Raw genomic sequence first — 3,361 nt, forward strand, 5'->3', positions numbered from 1 at the left:
AGGTGATGATATCACCTCTAACTAAGTGACCAAATTCAGCGTACCACTACAAAGAGAACGACAATGGCGAGTACGAAGCGTGGTATTACGATGTAGCTGAAACATTTAGCACCAAAGAGCAACTAGAAGCTATCATTCAAGAAGCTCAAAGCTCATTGGGTAAGATGCTAGAAAGCCTATGTGATAATTACAATCTTACCGCGCACAACGGTATTCAAGGTTCTCGTGATATTTTCCGAAATAAAGTGAACAGTTGCAGTGGAGATGAATATCTGGTCTTTCTGAGAAACGTAATTGGTCACAGCGAGATCCAAAATCTTGCTGAAGATCTTGAAATGGAGTCAAAGATAGACGCCTCTTTAAAGGGGTAGTTAAGAAGGGTCTCCCTTCTTGCCAGTGACAATGCGAAGCCGTTGTCCTAACTGGAACCACTACTGAATAGTAATGGTTACAGTCCAGTAGTTTGTACAAGTTAAGGCAAAAGTCTAACATTTAAATAAACATCCAACATGCTAAAAAACTGGACTGTAATTACCCAACCCGTTCGCTTTGCTACTGATGGCGTCATGATGCGCGAACGCTACCTGCAAAGCCTAGCGCACGCCAACCATAAACATACCCAACGTATCGTTTCTATTTTTGGTTGCGCGGAAACATCTAACCGTATAGCGCTAGTTGGCGAAGAATTTCGACTTAATCAAAAAATATATAACCGCCGTGGCGGTCGCCCACTTTCGAGCTACGCGGTCGAATACTGTCTTACTCTACCCAAAGGATACCGCCCTACTACTCAACAATGGCAATCAGTTATTAAAGATTGCAGCTTAGCGTTGGCGAAGCTCTGCAAACTGAATAAATCTGAGTTCGCTCAATACAGACAACAAATTCGAGCCGTACTGCATCAACAAGCTCAGGCGGGCATCAAAGGCAGTGGCGACCATGTGCACCTCATCATTGGCAAGGTTGCTGGTGGCAGAATACTGACAGAGTTACAAAAAAAGCAAGCGACAAGACTAATAAAGCAAGCATTCAATCAATCAGTGCTTAAGCATGTTGGCATCGATCATCGCACCTATGATCCTATCGAAAAAGAAAAAGGTCGCAGACTCTCAACATGGCAATACCAGCACCAAAAAGCTACCGAAGCTTTAGAAATAGAAAAGCTACTAAAGAAGATGCAAACACAGTTCGATAAGTGGTTAAAAGCAAAAGAAGCGCGTGACGATAGACAATTGAAGCGACAGAAAAATAGGTTACTGAAAACATATGAGGAACTGAAAGCCAAAAGCACCTCACCCGCACAAATAGAAAATATAAATAAAATTAAAAACGAGATTATTTAACGATATGCCTTATTACAACGGAAAGTGGCACCGCTACTCGGAATCAGAACGACGTGACTATGGTCGCCAACAGCGTGAACACCTTAGCCAAATCTGGCACAAAACATGGATTTCAAAAACTGGATTAAAGCAGTGCCACAACTGGACTGACTCTATGATAAAAAACTTCCTTGAAGGAAAAGAACAAGATGCAGGGAAAATTAAAGCTTATAAACGCACTCTTATAGCAAGAGTCGAGAAAACCAAAAAATTTCAAGTGGCAATGGCTGAGCGTGTTGCTCGACAGAAGAAAAAGAAGGTGTAAATGTAAAGTTCAAACTTCGGTTCAACTCCCAAACAGGGAGCTGAATCCAGTTAACTGAGTGTAAGTTAGAGGAACCGACTAGAGCGCAGCTAATCTATGACTATCAACTCACTGTAGAGGAAGAACTCTCCAACATGCTTAATTCAGAGGCTATTTTTGAGCTGTTAGATAAGAACATACAGGTATCAGCTAAGAAAACACATCCCAAGCTAAGATGACAAAGTGTGAGTGGCTTTAGAAAGGAGGCTGCTGTGACCTTTCGGTCGACAATAGCCTTCCCTAATTAGCGTTGTTACTTAAACAAAATAGTTGTTTATAACTATGGTTCAATATTCAACGAATCAAATGGTTGGCCAGCGGGATTTTGCTTACTGTACATAGTGCGTAAAACTCGCTCTGCATTTTTATCAAACGCAGGGCCGTTTCCGAACCCGTCAAAGTGATTACCCATTCCCAGAGCATGCGCAAGCTCATGTAAACTCACGTCATTACTCGCGATTGTCGTACAACCCGGATCAGCAGGGGATTCACTATCAATACTTATCCATGCATACCCCCCATTCCACTTGGTTTTATCTATACCATAATCGTTGCCTACAGCATAAGAAGCAAGGCTGTTACTGTATGGCGCGTTTGAAACTGTCCCCGCACTACAGCTTCCTAATACTGTTCCTTGGCTCCAAATGAATCCCCAATCTGTAGGCATATCTGAGTAGTCGATCTCAAAAAATGGATCATCTCTTTCTATTTCAAGTGAGACAATTCCTTTTCTATCAAATATTTGATACCCAATGATCTCTTCAGCTTTGTTTAAGGCGTACTCAAAGCGAGGGTCTTTTGCGTCTAAATAATAAACAGGTATAAGCTCACCAGTATCTCTAAACCTAGTTAGAGCAGGGTATTCTGGTGATGCACTGCCATCAGCAAAACAAAACTTGGAGCTGCAAAATTCTCTATATTCATCTGAAATAAGATAACCCCAAGAGCCATATACGTTTCTAGTACAAGGATAGCCTTCTGCTAGGTTAGTGCACTCAACAAGTGCTGAGATTTCTGATTCTGAAAGTGTTTTTTCCTTATCATCGTCGTCGCAGCCAGAAATGACTATACAGCTTAATAATAAGAGGATGTACTTTTTCATTTTTTACCTTTCAATGTATGTTGCGGACACCTAATAATTTGATACCAACTATTAGAATTAAACATTGGGTGTATATTAATTTATAGTTACACAGTGACACAAAAATAAATTTGCAAATATTTGTTTCTAAATGATTTTTTGATAAACCATGCAAATAAAACGTTGTCGATTAAGATTATTTTGTGATACTAAATTTCATTCTGATTTGGAGGGTACTGTTCGCAATCACTGGCACACGCGGAGCTTTTCAATATTTTCTAAGAGAACAGAAAGTTGGATATCATGATAAACCGCTCCCCCTATTGGGAAAGCCCATAAAAAGTAGCTCAACTAACTCTAAAAACAAGACACGAGTTCAACTCCCAAACAGGGAGCTGAACTGGCGTCCTTAATTTAGGGTAATAAACTTCCATCTTGAAACTGGCCTTATATGGTACTAAGATGAGGTACTAAAGGGTTAATCTCAAGAATCACAAACACCCTAACCTATTGAAGTCACTGTTTTTTAAGGCAATTGAAGGCGACTCCCGCCAGCTCCACCAAACGTTTGGAAAGGGCCAACTCGAAAGAGTT

The 3,361-nt window shown here is 40.7% G+C and carries 3 protein-coding genes; 2 read left to right on the forward strand and 1 reads right to left on the reverse strand.

What is annotated here, in order from left to right:
* The first annotated feature begins 509 nt into the window (after window positions 1-509).
* A complete protein-coding gene (locus tag A6D97_RS02955) occupies window positions 510-1,343 on the forward strand; it encodes a hypothetical protein (RefSeq protein ID WP_065583806.1) in 834 nt (277 codons plus the stop codon).
* A gap of 4 nt (window positions 1,344-1,347) precedes the next feature.
* Window positions 1,348-1,647 (forward strand): hypothetical protein, encoded by a 300-nt coding sequence (locus A6D97_RS02960; RefSeq protein ID WP_065583807.1) that lies wholly within the window; start codon window positions 1,348-1,350, stop codon window positions 1,645-1,647.
* A gap of 319 nt (window positions 1,648-1,966) precedes the next feature.
* On the opposite strand, the gene A6D97_RS02965 is transcribed toward A6D97_RS02960, so the two are convergent.
* Window positions 1,967-2,788 carry a hypothetical protein gene (locus tag A6D97_RS02965; RefSeq protein ID WP_065583808.1) on the reverse strand — a complete coding sequence of 274 codons (822 nt, stop codon included), beginning with the start codon at window positions 2,786-2,788 and terminating at the stop codon, window positions 1,967-1,969.
* Between the last annotated feature and the right edge of the window lie 573 nt (window positions 2,789-3,361).

The organism is Vibrio sp. ZF57, assembly GCF_001691235.1.
GTDB classification, from domain to species: Bacteria; Pseudomonadota; Gammaproteobacteria; order Enterobacterales; family Vibrionaceae; genus Vibrio; species Vibrio crassostreae_C.

Excerpts from the sequence above, each read along its gene's own strand:
- A6D97_RS02955 (WP_065583806.1), top strand. The coding sequence starts at position 510 with ATGCTAAAAAACTGGACTGTAATTACCCAACCCGTTCGCTTTGCTACT.
- A6D97_RS02965 (WP_065583808.1), bottom strand. The coding sequence starts at position 2,788 with ATGAAAAAGTACATCCTCTTATTATTAAGCTGTATAGTCATTTCTGGC.
- A6D97_RS02960 (WP_065583807.1), top strand. The coding sequence starts at position 1,348 with ATGCCTTATTACAACGGAAAGTGGCACCGCTACTCGGAATCAGAACGA.